Raw genomic sequence first — 17,231 nt, forward strand, 5'->3', positions numbered from 1 at the left:
TCAGGCCTCCTGCGCGGCGGTCGCGGTGCCCAGGTAGACCTCCTGGACCTGGGGGTTGTTCTGCACCTCTTCGACGGTGCCGTCGGCGATGACCCGGCCCCGGGCCAGGACGGTGACGGAGGTGGCGAAGGCGCGCATGAAGTCCATGTCGTGTTCGACGACGACGACGGTGCGCTGCGCCCCGATCCGGCGCAGCAGCTGGCCGGTCTCCTCGCGTTCGTCGTGGCTCATCCCGGCGACCGGCTCGTCGAGCAGCAGCACGTCGGAGTTCTGCACGAGCAGCATGCCGATCTCGAGCCACTGCTTCTGCCCGTGCGCGAGGATGCCGGCGGGCACGTCGCGCAGGTCGGTCAGGCCGATCGTCTCGAGGGCTTCCTCGATCTGCGGCAGCACCGTCGTGCGGCGGCGCAGCAGCGACCACGGGGAGCGGCCGGAGCCGGCGGCGATGTCGAGGTTCTGCAGCACGGTGAGTTGTTCGAACACCGACGCGGTCTGGAAGGTGCGGCCCACACCGAGGCGGGCGATCTTGTGCACCTTCTTGCCGAGCAGTTCGATGCCGGACTTGGTGACCGACCCGGTGGCCGGCACCAGGCCGGTGACGGCGTCGACGAGGGTGGTCTTGCCGGCGCCGTTGGGGCCGATGAGGAAGCGCAGGTCGCCCTGCAGCAGGGTCAGGTCCACCCCGTCGACGGCGGTGAAGCCGTCGAAGCTGACCCGCAGGTCGCGGATCTCGAGGTACTCGCTGGACATGCCGGCGTTGCCGCCGTAGTGGGGTTCGGTCATCTCACCGGCTCCATCGTCGTGGTCGGTTCGGGAATCGGCTGCGCCGGGCCGGTGCGGGTGCGTCGCCGGCGCAACGTCGCCAGCCCGGCCAGGCCGGCGGGGAAGAACCCGATGACGACGATGAACAGCAGGCCCTGGGCGTAGGTCCACGCGGAGGGGAAGTTCTCCGACAGGGCGGTCTGGGCCCACGCGACGCCGATGGCGCCGAGGACCGGGCCGAGCAGGGTCGTGCGTCCGCCGATGGCGACGCCGATGAGGAATGCGATGGAGGGGACGATGCCGACATCGGCGGGGGAGATGATGCCGACGATGGGCACGAACAGCGCCCCGGCGATGCCGGCGAAGAAGGCCGCCGCGGCGTAGGCGACGACCTTGACGTTGGCGGGGTCGTAGCCGAGGAAGCGGACCCGCTCCTCCTGGTCGCGCACGGCCACGAGCAGCTCCCCGTAGCGGGAGAACATCAGCTGCCGGGTGAGCGCGACGACGGCGAGCAGGACGCCCGCGGCGACGAAGAACAGCATCCGCTTGTTGGCCGGGTCGGCGAGGGACAGGCCGAAGAAGCTGCGGAAGCGGTTGAGCCCGTTCGATCCTCCGATCGACTGCTGGCCGATCAGCAGGATCGCGAAGGCGGCGGTCAGGGCCTGGGACAGGATCGCGAAGTAGGCGCCCTTGACGCGGCGTTTGAACACGCCGAGCCCGAGCAGCACCGCCACCAGGGCGGGCAGCACCAGGATCGCGACGATCGTCACCAGCGGAGAGGCGAACGGCGCCCAGTAGCCGGGCAATTCGCGGATGCCGGCGATCTGCATGAAGTCCGGGACGGTGTCGCCGCGCAGCCCGGCGTCGGCGATCTTCAGGTGCATCGCCATGAGGTAGGCGCCGAGGCCGAAGAAGACGCCCTGGCCGAGGGTGAGCATGCCGCCGCGGCCCCACGCGAGACCGATGCCGACGGCGACGATCGCGAAGCACAGGAACTTCGCGAGCAGGTTCAGGCGGAAGTCCGACAGCACGGCGGGGGCGAGGGCGAACAGAACGAGTGCGGCGAGGGCGAACCCGGCCCACGTGCGGGCCGGTCCGGGTCGGGTGAGCGCCGGCAGACGTGTCGGGGCAGGCATCAGACCAGGCTCCTTGTCTTGACCGCGAACAGGCCCTGCGGCCGGACCTGCAGGAAGATCACGATGAGCACGAAGACGATCACCTTCGCGATCGATGCGGTGGTGGAGTATTCGATGAACGAGTTGAGCAGGCCGAGCGCGACGGCCGCGATGACGGCGCCCTCGATCCGTCCGAGGCCGCCGATGACGACCACCAGGAACGCGTCGATCAGGTAGGACTGGCCGATGGTGGGACTCGTGGAGCCGATCAGGGTCAGCGCCACTCCGGCCAGGCCGGCCAGGCCGGAGCCGAGGAAGAAGGTGGTGATGTCGGTGCGCCGCGACGAGATGCCCACGGTCTCGGCGAGATCGCGGTTCTGCACGACGGCCCGGATGCGCCGGCCCATCGGGGTGAACTTCATCGCCGCGATCAGGATCACCACACACACCACGGCCAGCGCGAGGATGAACAGCCGGGTCCTGGGCACCACCGCCCCGAGGATCTCCACGCCACCGGAGAGCCACTGCGGCGCAACCACGTTGACGGCGGGTGCGCCGAAGATGTCGCGGGCGGCCTGTTGTAGCAGCAGGCCCACGCCGAAGGTCACCAGCAGGGTGTCGAGCGGGCGGTGGTACATGCGGCGGATGAGGGTGACCTCGAGCAGCACCCCCATCACGCCGCCGACCAGGAAACCGACGAGCAGCGACACCAGCAGGGACACCCCGGCGGCCGAGACCACCTGCTGGACCACGTACGCGGTGTAGGAGCCGGCCATGATGAACTCGCCGTGGGCCATGTTGATCACGCCCATCTGCCCGAACGTCAGCGACAGGCCCAGCGCCGCCAGCAGCAGGATCGAACCGATGCTCAGGCCCGTGAACAACTGTCCTACAACGACATCCATGTCGCCTCCCTTCTCGTCGGCTTCCCGGTCACGGTGGTCAGCTGCCGGACAGGCCGGCGGCCCAGTCGTAGCTCTCGAGGTACGGGTCCGGCTCGATCGCCCCGTTCGACTCCCACACCGTGTAGATCAGTCCGTCGCCCCGGATCTCGCCGATGCGAGCCGTCTTGGTGATGTGGTGGTTGTCCCCGTCGATCGTGACGGTGCCCTCCGGTGCGTCGAACGAGACGCCGTCGGCCGCGGCCTGCACGTCGGCGACGGCGAACGAGTCCGCCTTCTCGACGGTGTTCTTCCACAGGTACACCGACGCGTACGCGGCCTCCATCGGGTCGGAGGTGGGCTTGTTCGCACCGTACTTCGCCTTGTACGCGTCGACGAACGCCGTGTTCTCGGGGCCGTCCACGGTCTGGTAGTAGTTCCAGGCGGTGAGCTGGCCGGTGATGTTCTGCGCGCCGATTCCGACCACTTCCTCCTCGGCGATCGACACCGAGATCACCGGCATGTCGGCGGCGGTGAGGCCGACGTTGGAGTACTCGCGGAAGAAGGCGACGTTCGAGTCGCCGTTGAGGGTGTTGAACACCGCGTCCGCGTCGGCGGTGCGGACCTTGTTGACGATCGTGGAGAAGTCGGTGGACCCGAGCGGGGTGTAGTCCTCACCCTTGATCTCGATGCCGTTGGCCTCGGCGTACGCGCGGATGATGCGGTTCGCGGTCTGCGGGAAGACGTAGTCGCTGCCGACGAGGTAGAGGGACTTGACGCCCTTCTCCTTCAGGTAGTCCAGCGCCGGCACGATCTGCTGGTTGGTGGTCGCGCCGGTGTAGAAGATGTTCGGCGACGACTCGAGGCCCTCGTACTGCACGGGGTAGTACAGCAGCGCGTTGTTGTCCTCGAACACCGGCAGCATCGCCTTGCGGCTCGACGACGTCCACCCACCGAACACCGCGGCCACACAGTCGGAGCTGATCAGCTTCTCGGCCTTCTCGGCGAACACCGTCGGCTCCGACGCGCCGTCCTCGGCCACGATCCGGATCTGCTTGCCGAGAACGCCGCCGTTCGCATTGATCTCCTCGACGGCCAGTGCGATCGAGTCACGCACCGTGACCTCGGAGATTGCCATGGTGCCGGACAGCGAGTTCAGCGAACCGACCTTGATCGTGTCGCCGGAGGTGTCGACGCACGAGGCGGACCCGGCAGCGTCGGTACTGTCGGTGGCCTTGCTGCCGCAGGCGCTGAGCACGAGACCGACGGCGGCCAGCGCGGCCGGCGCGGCGACGGCGCGCTTGGCGAACTTGGACGTGGCAACTGGCATGGAGGTGCCCTTCTTCGAAGGTGGGAGCCGGACGGGGCCCGGTGTATCCGGGCTGCGTATACAGCGCTGTATCCGTGGACCGAAGAGTAGGCGGCCGGTGTTGCATGGGAATGTCCTGCGGTGACGAGTTCGTGACCCGTGTTACGGCTCGATTTCCGAACGCGCACACGCCGAGGTCCGGATGTATCCGCGCCTCCGCAGGACAGCGGCGCGCTCCTTTCATCGCGCGGCTGTCCTGCCGCCGTGCGGGTTTCCGGACGACCTACCGCCAGCGACGACGGGTGGCGGCGTCGATTCGCGCACGAACGTCGTCGAAGTGGAAGAGTTCCGACCACGTCCAGCGCACCACTTCGTATCCCTGTGCCCGGATCGCGTCTTCACGAAGCTTCTCGCGACGCACAGTCTCGGCGCTTGCGCCGGGATCCGCAGACCGGTACTTGCCCATGCCGTCGAACTCGCCGACGACGCCGAACTCTTCCCGGAAGAAGTCGGTGCGCGCGACGAATGCGCCACCGGCTGTCCGTATCTCGAATTGCAGGACCGGGTCGGGCAGACCTGTCGCCCGAATGCGGAGGCGGCTGATCGACTCGCCCGGGCTCTCGCTTCGTCCGTCCAGGAATGCGCACATTCGTCGAGCCGCCGCAATTCCGGTTCGCGTGTCGGCTGCTGTCAAGGCGGCCGGGAGTGCGGCGTGGGCCGCAGGCCGCAGCCTCAGTGCAGAGTCGCCCAGCACCACTGCACGGTCGGCATCCAGGCAGCGTGCCGTGTCGACGATCGTGCGCGCCGCCGAGGTCACCCGTATCCCGTCCACGATCTCCACATCGCTTGGTGCGAAAGGTGTTGCGTGCACGTGTAGTTGGGAGGTGCGACGGCCGCCGGAGGGTCGATTCCGACTGACGTGGACCAGCGTGAGGTCCGGACGCCACAGAGCGAACCCGTGCACGACGGCGGCGGAGGTGTGGCTCATCACGGCCTCGGGGCCGAGCTTGGCGGCGGCCGCGCGTACGCGCACCAGGTGCCGGCCGGCGTCGTCGAGGTCGGCTGCGATCTCCCTGGGTAGGTAGACGCCTGCGTCGAGACGCTCGAGGGCGCCGGTGCGCAGTGCTCGGCGGATCTTGTCCTCGATGAGCCCGGAGCGGACAGCGTCGCGCCGCATGATCGGGGTGTGGTCGGTCATGGCGAACACGGTGCCCCGACGGAGGTGCCCTTCGGCGTGAACTCCGCGCTCCGGACCGGATCTGGGGAGCGATCGTCCGGTTGTGGAGAAAATCGATGACGCACTGCCGCGCCGTCCCCGAGGTGTCTCACGACCATCCTGGCAATCAGCGGGGTTGGGCGCGCGGCTGTCCGGCCGTCGCGCGGGTGTCACTTGATGAGGTAGGGGGACACGGAGCTCTGGTGCTCGTTGATGACGAGTTCCTTCCCGAGGGGCGGGAACGCGCGCTGGGGGCAGTTCAGCCGCTCGCACACGCGGCAGCCGGAGCCGATGGGGGTACCGGGGTTGCTGTCGTCGAGGTCGAGGCCGTCGGCGTAGACGAGGCGGTGCGCGTGGCGCAGCTCGCAGCCGAGGCCGATCGCGAACGTCTTCGACGGCTGGCCGTAGCGGGCGGCGCGGCGCTCGACCGTGCGGGCGACCCACAGGTAGCGACGCCCGTCGGGCATCTGCGCGAGCTGGGTCATGATCTTGCCCGGGTACGCGAAGGTCTCGTACACGTTCCACAGGGGACAGGTCCCGCCGCTGGTGGAGAAGTGGAAGCCGGTGGCGGACTGGCGCTTGGACATGTTGCCCGCCCGGTCGACGCGGACGAACGAGAACGGCACGCCGCGCAGCTTCGGCCGCTGCAGGGTCGACATCCGGTGGGCGATGGTCTCGTAGCTGACGGCGTAGAAGGCGGAGAGCCGCTCGACGTCGTATCGGAAGTCCTCGGCCATCTCGTGGAACTGCGCGTAGGGCAGCATGATCGCCGCGGCGAAGTAGTTGGCGAGGCCGTGGCGGGCCAGGGCGAGGGAGGCCTCGCTGGTGAACGCGCCCTCGGCGACCAGCTTCTCGATCAGCTCCCCGCACTCGAGGTAGGCGAGCTCGGTGGCGAGCTTGAAGACCTGCTGGCCGCCCGACAGCCGCGCGGAGATCTCGAGGACGCGCGTGGCGGGGTCGAACCGGTGCAGGACGTTCTCGCCGAGGTCGACGCGACGGACGAGCTGTACGTCGTGCACCGTCTCCATGCGCTTGATGATGCCGCCGGAGATGTCGCCGCGGTGGAAGCGGATCCGGGTGGCGAGTTCCTCGGCGGCGGTGTCGAGATCGTGCAGGTAGTTCTGCCGCTGGTAGAAGTAGTCGCGGACCTCTTCGTGCGGCATGGTGATGGTGCCGCTGCCGCTGCCGTCGCTGTAGCGGTCCTCGGTGGCGGCGGCGAGCTGGGCGGTGGTGTTGCGGAACCGCCGGTGCATGTTGACCATGGCCCGCGCCAGCCCGGGGTGCGCCGACACCATCGCGGCGATCTCCTGGGCGTCGGCGTCGATGCCCATCTCCTGATCGAGGGCCACCTCCCGCATCTCGGCGATGAGCCGGGTGTCGTCCTGGGACGAGAAGAACGTGGTGTCGACACCGAAGACCTCGCTGATGCGCAGCAGGACCGGTACGGTGAGCGGCCGCACGTCGTGCTCGATCTGGTTGAGGTAGCTGGCCGAGATCTCCAGGGTCTTGGCCAGCGCCGCTTGGCTGAGTCCCCGCTCGGTGCGCAGCTGGCGCAGGCGGGCGCCGACGAACGTCTTTGGCATCAGCCCAGCGTACGAGCGTCTACGCAGCTTCGCAACGACAGGTTCGCAACGTTAGCGCTCTACTCGAGTCCCAGCCAGGACCCCGGCGCGAAGGCCTCGTAGTGGACGGCGTCGGGCGATACTCCCGCGCCGAGCAACGTCTGCCGGATCGACCGCATGAACGGGACGGGACCGCACACGTACACCTGCGGATCCTTCGGCAGCTCGACCCCGTCGAGCGGGGTGTGGCCGTCCTCGCGGAGCTCTTCGAACTCGGAGTAGCGGGTCAGCATGCGGGCCCGCGGCAGACGGTCGACCAGGGCCTGCGTCTCGGCGCGCCGCGCATGGTCGTAGCTGGACCGGTCGACGTGCACGACCAGGACCTCGCGCTCGGAGCGGTGCGCCGCCAGGTGCTGCAGCGCCGCGAGCGTCGGGGTGACGCCGATGCCGGCGGAGATCAGCACCAGGGGAGCGTCGGCGTCCTCGACGACGAGGCTGCCGAACGGATGCGAGACGACGAGTTCGGTGCCGATGCCGACGCCGCCGACGAGGAGCTGGGAGACGATCCCGCCCGGGACCCGCTTGACGGTGACGGCCCACTCCCCCGGGACGTGGCTGCGCACGAGGGTGTACTGGCGGATCTGCCGGGTGCCGTCTCCCAGGGTGGTCGCGACGGAGATGTACTGTCCGGGAAGGAAATCCGGAAGCGGGCTGCCGTCGAGGGAGCGCAGGGTCAGGGTCGCGACCTCCGCGCCGTCGAACTGGACGTCGGTGACCACGACGACGCGCCAGATCTGACCGGGCCGGACGCCGGCCTTGTCGTAGAGTGCCGACTCCTGCTCGATGAGCGAGTTGGCCATCAGCGTGTAGACCTCGCGCCAGGCCGCGGCGACGTCGGGGGTGACCGCGTCGCCGAGCACCTCGCCGATCGCGGCGAACAGCTGGTGCCGGACCACGTCGTAGTGGGGGGCCTGGACGCCGAGCGAGGCGTGCTTGGCGGCGATCCGGGCCATGATCGCGTCGATGTCGGCGGCGTCCTCGGTGACGAGCAGCGTCGCGAAGGCGGCGACCGAGCTCGCGAGCGCCTTCTGCTGCTCCCGGTTCTCCTGGTTGGTGCGGTTGAACAGGTCGGTCCGCAGCGACGGCGCGGCCGCGAAGAGCTTTTCGTAGAACAGTTCGGAGATCTGGCCGATGTGGGCGCCGACGACCGGGAGGGTGGCCTCGATCACCGGCTTCGACGTGGCGGAAAGGATGGCGCCCTCCTCGACTCGTGTGCGAGTGGGGAGTGGGCACGCCCGGGCGGCGTGACCGGCCCCGACTGGTCAACGCGCACATGGTAGTCGAGCGATCCTGGCCGACCCCCGATTCGACCGGGGCGACTTCCCGATTTGCCGGACCTCCGGGTGTGAAACTCGTCACAATCTTCGTGGTGATCCGCGGCTCCGTCGCTGGTGGGCCGCGAGTGCGGGGCAGTGTCGTCGGCCGCCGGGCGGCGCGCCCGCCGGGGAACAATGCCGAGGTGATTGCTACCGACGGGTAGCTATCGGGGTCCGGGCCGGGTTCGTTGGACGCGCCAAAGGTTTACAACCTTTGCAAAGCCTCGGGAAAAACTAGCGAAGATTGGCACTAGCAACAGGTAGACGGCACTTTCCGGGTGTGTCATTGTCGAGTGGTACATCCGAAAGGTTCGCGAAGGATGTGAAGTAGTACGCACGTACTGCAGAGCGTTCGGCGCGGATCCGATCTAGAGAGTGGAGCTTAGATGTCGACCACCGGCACCCCGAGGACCGCTGAGGAAATCCAGAAGGATTGGGACACCAACCCGCGCTGGAAGGGGATCACCCGCAACTACACGGCCGAGCAGGTCGTCAAGCTGCAGGGCACCGTCGTCGAGGAAGCCACCCTCGCCCGTCGCGGCTCGGAGATTCTGTGGGACCTCGTGAACAACGAGGACTACATCAACTCGCTGGGCGCCCTCACCGGCAACCAGGCCGTGCAGCAGGTCCGCGCCGGTCTCAAGGCCATCTACCTGTCCGGCTGGCAGGTCGCCGGTGACGCGAACCTGTCCGGCCACACCTACCCGGACCAGTCGCTGTACCCGGCGAACTCGGTGCCGCAGGTCGTCCGCCGCATCAACAACGCGCTGCTGCGCGCCGACGAGATCGCCAAGATCGAGGGCGACACCTCGGTCGACAACTGGCTCGCCCCGATCGTCGCCGACGGTGAGGCCGGCTTCGGTGGCGCGCTCAACGTCTACGAGCTGCAGAAGGCCATGATCGCGGCCGGTGTCGCCGGCTCGCACTGGGAGGACCAGCTCGCGTCGGAGAAGAAGTGCGGTCACCTCGGTGGCAAGGTGCTCATCCCGACCCAGCAGCACATCCGCACCCTGACCTCGGCTCGCCTCGCGGCCGACGTCGCCGACGTCCCGACGGTCGTCATCGCCCGCACCGACGCCGAGGCGGCGACGCTGCTGACCTCCGACGTCGACGAGCGTGACCGTGAGTTCCTCGACGGCACCCGCACCGCCGAGGGCTTCTACGGCGTCAAGAACGGCATCGAGCCCTGCATCGCGCGTGCCAAGGCCTACGCGCCGTACTCCGATCTGATCTGGATGGAGACCGGCGTGCCGGACCTCGAGGTCGCCAAGAAGTTCGCCGAGGCCGTCCGCAGCGAGTTCCCGGACCAGCTGCTCGCCTACAACTGCTCGCCGTCCTTCAACTGGAAGGCGCACCTGGACGACGCGACCATCGCGAAGTTCCAGAAGGAGCTCGGCGCGATGGGCTTCAAGTTCCAGTTCATCACCCTCGCCGGCTTCCACTCGCTCAACTACGGCATGTTCGACCTGGCCCACGGCTACGCCCGCCAGGGGATGACCGCGTTCGTCGACCTGCAGGAGCGCGAGTTCAAGGCCGCCGCGGAGCGTGGCTTCACCGCCGTCAAGCACCAGCGTGAGGTCGGCGCCGGCTACTTCGACGCCATCGCCACCACCGTCGACCCGAACACCTCCACGGCAGCCCTCAAGGGCTCCACCGAGGAGGGCCAGTTCCACTAGGAACCGGCAACCGGATGTAGGTGCGCGGCGGGATCTCGGACGACCAGGTCCCGCCGCCGCCGTATCCACCCCCTGTCAGAACCCCTTTCACGACCCCCCACATGACGAGTAGGAGCTGACGTGACCAGCGAAAAGATTCAGCGCGTCGGCGTGATCGGCGCCGGGATCATGGGCGCAGGTATCGCCGAGGTGTGCGCACGCGCTCATGTCGACGTACTTGTGTACGAGCAGACCCGCGAGCTCGCGGCTGCCGGGCGTGCCCGCATCCTCCGGTCCCTCGACCGCGGTGTCAGCAGCGGCAAGATCACCGAACGGGAGCGTGAGCAGGCCGCCTGGCGGCTGCGCTTCACCTCCGACCTCGGCGACTTCGCCGATCGCCAGCTCGTCGTGGAGGCGGTCGTCGAGGACGAGAAGGTCAAGGCCGAGATCTTCGCGGAACTCGACAAGATCGTCACGGATCCGAACGCGGTGCTGGCGTCCAACACCTCGTCGATCCCGATCATGAAGCTGGGCATCGCCACCACCCGGCCCGAGCGGGTCATCGGCATGCACTTCTTCAATCCGGTTCCGGTGCTGCCGCTGGTCGAGCTGGTCACCACGCTCAAGACCGGCCCCGCGGTCTCCCAGCGCGCGGAGGCTTTCGCCTCCGAGGTGCTCGGCAAGCAGGTCGTCCGGTCCTCCGACCGGGCCGGCTTCATCGCCAACGCGCTTCTCGTGCCCTACCTGCTGTCGGCTATCCGGATGGTCGAGTCCGGCTTTGCCACCAAGGAGGACATCGACAAGGCGATGGTCCTCGGGTGTGCCCACCCGATGGGTCCGCTCGCGCTCACCGATCTGGTGGGCCTGGACACGGTCAAGTCGATCGCCGACTCGATGTACGGGGAGTTCAAGGAGCCGCTGTACTCGGCTCCGCCGCTCCTGCTGCGTATGGTCGAGGCCGGCCTCGTCGGCAAGAAGTCGGGCGCCGGCTTCTACGAATATGCCGACAACGGTCGTGCCGCCAAGAAAGTCAGCTAGGTAGGTAGCACCACACCGCACCTCGGCGCCCGTGTGCCGACAGCACAGCCGTCGCGCTGACTGTCGGGACACGGGCGCGAGGTGCATCGAGGGAAAGGTCGACCCCGAATGGCCAGCACTGCAGACGGATACGGCTCGAGCATCCTCGGGTATCCGCGCATCGGACCCCGTCGTGAACTCAAGCGTGCCCTCGAGGCCTACTGGCACGGCACCGGCACCCGCGACGAGCTCGTCGCGGTGGCCCGCGAGATCCAGGAATCCACCTGGAGCGAGCTCGCCGCCACCGGGCTCACCCAGGTGCCCGGTAACACGTTCTCCTACTACGATCACGTGCTCGACAACGCGCTGCTGTTCGGTGCGATCCCCGAGCGGTTCCGCCCGCTCGTCGGCGAGCTCGACCCGCTCGACTTCTACTTCACGCTGTGCCGGGGCCGCGAGGACTTCCCGCCGCTCGAGCTGGTCCGCTGGTTCGGCAGCAACTACCACTACCGGCAGCCCGAGCTCGACGAGAACACCACCTTCGCGCTGAACTCGGCGGCGGTGCTCGACGAGTTCGAGCGCGCCAAGGCCCGCGGCATCGACCTGCGCCCGGTCGTACTCGGTCCGGTGTCGCTGCTGCTGCTGTCCAAGGTCTCGCAGACGTCGGAGCAGGACGGGTTCTCCACCCTCGAGCTGCTCGACCGGCTGCTGCCCGAGTACGAGAAGCTGTTCGCGGAGCTCGCGCGCGCCGGCGCCTGGTGCGTGCAGCTCGACGAGCCCTCCTTCACCGAGGACCGCACCCCGGAGGAGCTCGCGGCCTTCGCGCGCGCCTACGACACGCTCTCCCACGCGCCGCTGCGCCCGCGCCTCCTCGTCACCGGCCCCTACGGTCACCTCGGCGAGGCGTTGCCCATCCTGGCCGCCACCAAGGTCGAGGCCATCGGTCTCGACCTGGTCAACGGCCGGATGAGCGCGGAGGAGCTGGCCGCGGTGCCCGGCCTCAAGCGCAAGCGCATCTACGCGGGGGTCGTCGACGGCCGCAACGTGTGGAAGGCCGACCGGCACCGCACGCTCGAGTACCTGAGCAGCCTCGCGGCCGTGACGCCCGACCTGGTGGTCTCCACGTCGTGCTCGCTGCTGCACGTGCCCTACGACGTGCTCGCCGAGTACGACATCCCCGGCGACGTGGCGGACCGGCTGGCCTTCGCCAAGCAGAAGGTGGGCGAGGTGGTCTCGCTCGCCAAGGCGCTGACCACCGGCGCGGAGGAGCGGTGGCGCAAGCCGCCGACGTCGGTGCACTTCAAGCAGAAGCACGCGATCCGCGCCCGCGTCAACGCCCTGCGGCCCGAGCACCGGCGCCGCGTCCCGTACGAGGAGCGGCGCGCCGCGCAGCAGGAGCGGCTGAAGCTGCCGCCGGTGCCGGCGACCACGCTGGGGTCGTTCCCGCAGACGGACGAGATCCGCAAGGCCCGCTACGAGCTGGGCGAGGGCCGCATGTCGTGGGACGACTACGTCAAGCGCATCCAGGAGGAGATCGAGTCCACCGTCCGGCTGCAGGAGGACATCGGCCTCGACGTGCTCGTCCACGGTGAGCACGAGCGCAACGACATGATCCAGTACTTCGCCGAGCTGCTCGAGGGCTTCGCCACGACGCACTTCGGCTGGGTGCAGGCGTACGGGTCGCGGTGCACGCGCCCGCCGATCCTCTACGGCGACATCGTGCGGCCGAAGCCGATGACGGTGGAGTGGATCGCGTTCGCGCAGTCGCTGACCGACAAGCCGGTCAAGGGCATGCTCACGGGCCCGGTCACGATGCTGGCGCGGTCGTATGTGCGTCAGGACCAGCCCCTGCACGAGACGGCCGACCAGTTGGCGCTCGCCATCCGCGACGAGATCGCCGACCTCGAGCGGGCGGGCATCGCCATCATCCAGGTCGACGAGCCTGCCATCCGGGAACTGCTGCCGTTGCGGCAGGACGGCCGGGCCGAGTACCTGGACTGGGCGGTCGACGCGTTCCGGCTCGCGACCGGGGGCGCCAAGCCCGAGACGCAGATCCACACGCACCTGACCTACTCCGGTCAGGCGTCGGTGGTCGACGCGATCGAACGGCTCGACGCGGACGTCACGGCGATCGTCGCGACCCGCTCGATCCGCTGGGTGCTCGAGGCCATCAAGGACAAGGCCCTCACGCACGGTGTCGGCCCCGGCGTCTACGAGAGCCGATCGGCGCGCATCCCCGACATCGACGAACTCGACGAACTGCTCAGCACCGCAGCGGAATCCGTCGAACTCGACCGCTTGTGGGCGAATCCGGACGGCGGGCTCAAGACCCGGCACTACTGGCAGCTCGAGCCGTCGCTGCGCAACCTCGTCGCCGCCGCACGTCGTCTGCGGCGACGCGCGGCCGGGCAGTAGGCCGGCAGGCCGCCTCCGTCGACGCGCACCCGCGGACAGCCCCCGCGGGTGCGCGTCGCGCCGCCGGCCGGTAGGCATGTCTGCATGACTACCGTTGCCGCGTACGCCGCCACCGCGGCGGACAGCCCCCTCGTCAAGACCACCATCGAGCGGCGTGAGCTCGGTCCGCTCGACGTGCTCATCGAGATCAGGTACGCCGGGATCTGCCATTCCGACATCCACACCGCCCGCAACGAGTGGGGCGGCACCCGCTACCCCGTCGTTCCCGGGCACGAGATCGTCGGGGTGGTGAGCGCCGTCGGCGCCGAGGTGACCAGGCATGCCGTCGGCGATCGCGTCGGCGTCGGCTGCTTCGTCGACTCGTGCCTCGCGTGTGAGGCCTGCACCAGCGGCGACGAGCAGTACTGCACCAACCGGGTCACCGGCACCTACAACGCCGTCGGCCGCGACGGCGAGGTGACCCAGGGCGGCTACTCCACCCACATCGTCGTCACCGAGCACTTCGTCCTGAAGATCCCCGACGGTCTTGCGCTCGACGCCGCGGCGCCGCTGCTCTGCGCGGGCATCACCCTGTTCTCCCCGCTCCGGCACTGGGGCGCCGGACCGGGCAGGAAGGTCGCCGTGATCGGGATGGGCGGGCTCGGCCACGTCGGCGTGAAGATCGCCGCGGCGATGGGTGCCGACGTGACCGTGCTGGGGCACTCGCCGGCCAAGCGGGAGGACGGGCTGCGCTTCGGTGCCGTCGCCTACCGCGCCACGACCGATCCGCAGACCTTCAAGGATCTGCGGGGCACGTTCGACCTGATCGTCAACACCGTTTCGGTGAACCTCGACCTGGATGCCTACCTGTCGCTGCTCGCCCGCAACGGCACCCTCGTCGAGCTGGGCCTGCCCGAACACCCCCTCACGGTCCGGGCGTTCTCGCTCGCGCAGAACCGGCGCAGCCTCGCCGGTTCCATGGTCGGCGGCATCCCGCAGACGCAGGAGATGCTCGACTTCTGCGCCGAGCACGGCATCGGCGCGGAGATCGAGGTCGTCTCGGCCGACCGGATCAACGAGGCGTACGACCGCGTCGTCGCGAGCGACGTGCGCTATCGGTTCGTGATCGACGCCGCCACCATCTGAGCCGGGCGGGCAGGTGTGAGACCGCGGCGGCCGGGTACTCCCGCCACGTATCTCGAGACGTGGAGGAAATGTGAAAAAGGCGTTGTACCGGCCCGTGAGCCTCGTGGTGAGTTCCCTGGCGGGCGTTGCCGCCGGCATGGTGTTCCGGAAGGTGTGGGCGCTCGGCGCCGGCCAGGACGATCCGCCGGAGGCCATGGACAGCCGCTTCGGGTGGCGGGAGGTGCTGGTCTCCGCCGCCGTGCAGGGAGCGATCTTCGGCGCGGTGAGCGCGGCGGCGAACCGCGCGAGCGCGGTGGGCTTCCGCCGCGTCACCGGCACCTGGCCCGGGAAGGAATGACGACGCCCGGGGCCTGCGGGTCCTAGAAGCCCTCGCCCAGTTGTTCGCGCAGCTGGGCGAGGGTTTTCGTCAGCAGCCGGGACACGTGCATCTGGGACACGCCGACACGTTCGGCGATCTGGGTCTGGGTCATGTTCCCGAAGAACCGCAGCAGCACGACCGTGCGCTCACGTTCCGGCAGCGCAGCCAGCAACGGGCGCAGTGCCTCGTGGTTCTCCACGTGCGCGAGCGCGGCGTCGTAGTCGCCGAGAGTGTCCGCCAGGGTGACGCCGTCGTCCCCGGCCGGGGCCGGACGGTCGACCGAGACCGCCTGGTACGCGTTGCCGGCGACGAGGCCCTCCGCCACCTCCTCCGGATCGAGGTCCAGCTCGGCGGCGAGTTCGGCAGCCGTGGGGGCGCGGCCCAGGCGCTGTGACAGTTCCCCGGTCGCCTTGCTCAGCGCCAGATGCATCTCCTTCATCCGGCGCGGCACCCGCACCGCCCAACCGGCGTCGCGGAAGTGCCGGCGCACCTCGCCCATGATGGTCGGAACCGCGAAGGACACGAAGTCCGAGCCCCGCTCGGGGTCGAAACGGTCCACGGCGTTGACCAGGCCGAGGCGGGCGACCTGCAGGAGGTCGTCGAATGCCTCGCCGCGGCCGTCGAACCGGCGGGCGATGTGTTCCGCGAGGGGCAGGCATCGTTCGACCAGGCTGTCCCGCAAGACTCCGCGCGCGGGATCGTCCTCGTCGAACGTCACCATTTCCTCGAAGAGGGGGATGACGTCGGCGTATTCGTCGGCGGCTCGGCCGCTGCGCCGTTGGGCGCCGGTCCCCGTCACAGAACAGCGCTGCCGTCGGTCAGGGACACGTCGATCGTGGTGACGGAGCCCTCGTCGGTCTCGTCCACGTTCACCTCGACCGAGTCGGCGAGTGCGTTGAGCACATGCCAGCCGAAGGTCCGCGAGTCCGCCGTCAGGCCGCCGTCCACCGTCGGAGCGGACGCGCTGATCCGCAGTGCCGGCGGCATGGCCTGGAACCGGCACGACAACGTTGCGCCCTGCGGGGCCCGGGTGATCAGCCGGGTGCCCGCCTCGTCGATCGCGAGCTTGACGTCGGCCACCGCGTCGAGGTCGAAGCCCTGCTGCAGAGCGATGGCGGCAGCGACCGCGCGCAGGACGGGGAGCTGGCCTGGTTCCGCCCGTACCCGCAACTCCACTACGGGGTGGGTGCGTTCGAGGGCCGAATCGATCGATGCCGTGTTCGCCATGTGTGTCGTTTCTCCGTTGCGGCAGGTGGGGGCCCGGGCGAGCGGGTGTTCCTGGCGAGACTACCCGCGGCGCGGGGTTCTCAATCATGCGGAAACGCGCGCCGCCGGGGCGGCGCCGCGCCAGGTCGATCCGCCCTTTGCGGTGCCGCAGGGGCTGCCGTAGGGTATGGGTGAGGTTGAGCACACAGCCTGACTCGGAGGCGCCGCACATCCGCGGTGACCGGTGTCGGTGCGGTCCCCGCTCTGTCGACGCTTCCATCCTCTTTCCACGATGGGAAGCTCATGTCTGTCGTTTCTCAGCGCAAAGTCACATCGCTGTGGGTCACCCGATCGGATCGCTCACCGGTCTCCTTCCATACGTCCGCGGGTGCCGATTTCTCCACGGAGAGAATCAGTTCCGGCCTCGTTCGGGTCGCCGTGGCGGGCGAGCTCGACATGCGCAACGCCCCGGCGTTGCGCAGCTACGCCGGCGACCAGATGCACCCGTCGTCGCGCCTGGTGCTCGATCTTTCCGACGTGGAGTTCTTCGGGTCGGCGGGCCTGATCGTGTTCGACGAGCTCGACACCTTGGCCCGGCGCCGAAGTTCCCGGTGGGCCCTCGTGGGCGGACGGCCGGTACACCGGCTGTTGCGGGTGCTCGGCGACCCCGTCCACGCGCACGCCTCGCTCGAGAGTGCGATCCACGCCCTGCGAGTTCCGGCCTGATCCGGCTCTCCCGAAGCGAACCCCCGTCGGGGCGGGGCGCGGATCACACCGGCTTCGGCAGCTTCGGCGGGCGGTTGCCGCGGGGATCGACCGCCAGGACGAGCAGCAGCACACCCAGCACCAGGTGCAGCCAGTTGTCGGCCGCGTTGACCGGCACCATGTTGGCGTGGCTGTCGTGGCCGAGGACCATGCCGAAGGCCGACAACGCGAGGTACCCGGCGCCGCCCGCGATCAGGTAGATCCGCGACGCGCGGATCCTTCGGGCGGCGAGGATCCCCGCCGCCCCGTAGGCGAGGTGCAGCACGTTGTGGGCGATCGAGACCCGGAACAGGCCCAGCAGATGCGCATTCGACTCCTGCCCCGCGAGGGCCATCGAGCCGTACCCGCTGGTCAGTCCGGGCACGAATCCGAGCACCCCGATGAGGAGGAACACGATGCCGATCGCGAAGGCGTAACCCTGGATCCGGGTGCGCTGCACCCTGGGATACGGGCTGGATCGGATCATCGT

General features: G+C 69.0%; 16 protein-coding genes. 6 read left to right on the plus strand and 10 right to left on the minus strand.

Annotated elements, in window-relative coordinates:
• The 7 genes from urtD to JYA75_RS11985 form a co-directional block, all read right to left on the minus strand.
• Positions 1-783 carry an urea ABC transporter ATP-binding protein UrtD gene (urtD, locus tag JYA75_RS11955; RefSeq protein WP_006932961.1) on the minus strand — a complete coding sequence of 261 codons (783 nt, stop codon included), beginning with the start codon at positions 781-783 and terminating at the stop codon, positions 1-3.
• Complete coding sequence (gene urtC, locus JYA75_RS11960; protein ID WP_006932963.1) at positions 780-1,898, minus strand: urea ABC transporter permease subunit UrtC; 1,119 nt, start codon at positions 1,896-1,898, stop codon at positions 780-782. The genes urtD and urtC overlap by 4 nt, the downstream gene beginning before the upstream one ends.
• Positions 1,898-2,782: an urea ABC transporter permease subunit UrtB gene (gene urtB, locus JYA75_RS11965; protein WP_006932965.1), complete on the minus strand. Its 885-nt coding sequence runs from the start codon at positions 2,780-2,782 to the stop codon at positions 1,898-1,900. Before urtB ends, urtC begins: the two co-directional genes overlap by 1 nt.
• A 37-nt stretch (positions 2,783-2,819) precedes the next feature.
• Positions 2,820-4,088 (minus strand): urea ABC transporter substrate-binding protein, encoded by a 1,269-nt coding sequence (gene urtA, locus JYA75_RS11970; RefSeq protein ID WP_006932975.1) that lies wholly within the window; start codon positions 4,086-4,088, stop codon positions 2,820-2,822.
• Positions 4,089-4,350: 262 nt separating this feature from the next.
• Entirely contained in the window at positions 4,351-5,265 is a 915-nt protein-coding gene (locus tag JYA75_RS11975; protein ID WP_168579932.1) for a hypothetical protein, read from the minus strand.
• 188 nt (positions 5,266-5,453) lie between these two features.
• The gene (gene ramB / locus JYA75_RS11980) at positions 5,454-6,866 is read right to left on the minus strand and encodes an acetate metabolism transcriptional regulator RamB (protein WP_006932979.1); all 1,413 of its coding nucleotides are present in this window, start codon (positions 6,864-6,866) and stop codon (positions 5,454-5,456) included.
• Between the two features lie 59 nt (positions 6,867-6,925).
• Positions 6,926-8,074 carry a globin domain-containing protein gene (locus JYA75_RS11985; protein WP_029545254.1) on the minus strand — a complete coding sequence of 383 codons (1,149 nt, stop codon included), beginning with the start codon at positions 8,072-8,074 and terminating at the stop codon, positions 6,926-6,928.
• 533 nt (positions 8,075-8,607) lie between these two features.
• Here JYA75_RS11985 and aceA point away from each other — a divergent pair.
• From aceA to JYA75_RS12010, 5 genes are all read left to right on the plus strand, one after another.
• Positions 8,608-9,897 (plus strand): isocitrate lyase, encoded by a 1,290-nt coding sequence (gene aceA / locus JYA75_RS11990; RefSeq protein ID WP_006932982.1) that lies wholly within the window; start codon positions 8,608-8,610, stop codon positions 9,895-9,897.
• Between the two features lie 120 nt (positions 9,898-10,017).
• Positions 10,018-10,914 carry a 3-hydroxybutyryl-CoA dehydrogenase gene (locus JYA75_RS11995; RefSeq protein WP_006932984.1) on the plus strand — a complete coding sequence of 299 codons (897 nt, stop codon included), beginning with the start codon at positions 10,018-10,020 and terminating at the stop codon, positions 10,912-10,914.
• Positions 10,915-11,022: 108 nt separating this feature from the next.
• Positions 11,023-13,308 carry a 5-methyltetrahydropteroyltriglutamate--homocysteine S-methyltransferase gene (metE, locus tag JYA75_RS12000; protein ID WP_006932986.1) on the plus strand — a complete coding sequence of 762 codons (2,286 nt, stop codon included), beginning with the start codon at positions 11,023-11,025 and terminating at the stop codon, positions 13,306-13,308.
• A gap of 84 nt (positions 13,309-13,392) precedes the next feature.
• Positions 13,393-14,433 (plus strand): NAD(P)-dependent alcohol dehydrogenase, encoded by a 1,041-nt coding sequence (locus JYA75_RS12005; RefSeq protein ID WP_168579931.1) that lies wholly within the window; start codon positions 13,393-13,395, stop codon positions 14,431-14,433.
• Between the two features lie 70 nt (positions 14,434-14,503).
• Complete coding sequence (locus JYA75_RS12010; protein WP_006946450.1) at positions 14,504-14,770, plus strand: DUF4235 domain-containing protein; 267 nt, start codon at positions 14,504-14,506, stop codon at positions 14,768-14,770.
• 22 nt (positions 14,771-14,792) lie between these two features.
• On the opposite strand, the gene JYA75_RS12015 is transcribed toward JYA75_RS12010, so the two are convergent.
• Entirely contained in the window at positions 14,793-15,590 is a 798-nt protein-coding gene (locus JYA75_RS12015; protein ID WP_006946451.1) for a SigB/SigF/SigG family RNA polymerase sigma factor, read from the minus strand.
• Positions 15,587-16,018 (minus strand): ATP-binding protein, encoded by a 432-nt coding sequence (locus tag JYA75_RS12020; RefSeq protein ID WP_006946452.1) that lies wholly within the window; start codon positions 16,016-16,018, stop codon positions 15,587-15,589. The genes JYA75_RS12015 and JYA75_RS12020 overlap by 4 nt, the downstream gene beginning before the upstream one ends.
• 282 nt (positions 16,019-16,300) lie before the next feature.
• Here JYA75_RS12020 and JYA75_RS29110 point away from each other — a divergent pair, with 282 nt between their 5' ends.
• Positions 16,301-16,723, plus strand: coding sequence for an STAS domain-containing protein (locus tag JYA75_RS29110; RefSeq protein WP_049904240.1), 423 nt, complete (start codon positions 16,301-16,303; stop codon positions 16,721-16,723).
• A 43-nt stretch (positions 16,724-16,766) separates the two neighbouring features.
• On the opposite strand, the gene JYA75_RS12030 is transcribed toward JYA75_RS29110, so the two are convergent.
• Positions 16,767-17,228: a DUF4383 domain-containing protein gene (locus JYA75_RS12030; RefSeq protein WP_168579930.1), complete on the minus strand. Its 462-nt coding sequence runs from the start codon at positions 17,226-17,228 to the stop codon at positions 16,767-16,769.
• Positions 17,229-17,231 lie beyond the last annotated feature (3 nt).

Source organism: Rhodococcus sp. PSBB066 (genome assembly GCF_017068255.1).
Lineage (GTDB): Bacteria > Actinomycetota > Actinomycetes > Mycobacteriales > Mycobacteriaceae > Rhodococcus > Rhodococcus aetherivorans.

Bases quoted from the DNA above. Each gene is read 5' to 3' on its own strand.
- urtD (WP_006932961.1), bottom strand. From the start codon at position 783: ATGACCGAACCCCACTACGGCGGCAACGCCGGCATGTCCAGCGAGTAC.
- urtC (WP_006932963.1), bottom strand. From the start codon at position 1,898: ATGCCTGCCCCGACACGTCTGCCGGCGCTCACCCGACCCGGACCGGCC.
- urtB (WP_006932965.1), bottom strand. From the start codon at position 2,782: ATGGATGTCGTTGTAGGACAGTTGTTCACGGGCCTGAGCATCGGTTCG.
- urtA (WP_006932975.1), bottom strand. From the start codon at position 4,088: ATGCCAGTTGCCACGTCCAAGTTCGCCAAGCGCGCCGTCGCCGCGCCG.
- JYA75_RS11975 (WP_168579932.1), bottom strand. From the start codon at position 5,265: ATGACCGACCACACCCCGATCATGCGGCGCGACGCTGTCCGCTCCGGG.
- ramB (WP_006932979.1), bottom strand. From the start codon at position 6,866: ATGCCAAAGACGTTCGTCGGCGCCCGCCTGCGCCAGCTGCGCACCGAG.
- aceA (WP_006932982.1), top strand. From the start codon at position 8,608: ATGTCGACCACCGGCACCCCGAGGACCGCTGAGGAAATCCAGAAGGAT.
- metE (WP_006932986.1), top strand. From the start codon at position 11,023: ATGGCCAGCACTGCAGACGGATACGGCTCGAGCATCCTCGGGTATCCG.
- JYA75_RS12005 (WP_168579931.1), top strand. From the start codon at position 13,393: ATGACTACCGTTGCCGCGTACGCCGCCACCGCGGCGGACAGCCCCCTC.
- JYA75_RS12020 (WP_006946452.1), bottom strand. From the start codon at position 16,018: ATGGCGAACACGGCATCGATCGATTCGGCCCTCGAACGCACCCACCCC.
- JYA75_RS29110 (WP_049904240.1), top strand. From the start codon at position 16,301: ATGTCTGTCGTTTCTCAGCGCAAAGTCACATCGCTGTGGGTCACCCGA.
- JYA75_RS12030 (WP_168579930.1), bottom strand. From the start codon at position 17,228: ATGATCCGATCCAGCCCGTATCCCAGGGTGCAGCGCACCCGGATCCAG.